1 pseudogene is annotated in these 297 nt (G+C 46.8%); it reads left to right on the forward strand.

The window, feature by feature from the left end:
• Nucleotides 1–297, forward strand: a pseudogene (locus CWB98_RS24170) (hybrid sensor histidine kinase/response regulator); the annotation flags it as partial.

Here is a 297-nt window from a genome sequence, read left to right on the forward strand (position 1 = left end):
ACCTACATTGTTATTCGCTACGGACGACATAAATACCCCAGTGCCAGTTTGGTGTATTTAATTGCCTTAGTGATGTGTTTAGGCATATTCAGCGCCCGCACAATTTGGATTGGCGATATCGACCGTTTCAGCCTGATCCGTAATGATTGGTTTAGTATGACGCTGCTGATTAATGGCGTGCTAGCGCCCATGCTCTACGCTGCTGGTTTGGCGTTATTCTGCAATGAGCGTCGCGAGCTTAACCTTAATCAACTCACAGCCAAGGCGCAGAAAGATTTAGAAATTCGCGGCCTGTTT

This window comes from Pseudoalteromonas rubra (assembly GCF_005887115.1).
Classification (GTDB): Bacteria; Pseudomonadota; Gammaproteobacteria; order Enterobacterales; family Alteromonadaceae; genus Pseudoalteromonas; species Pseudoalteromonas rubra_F.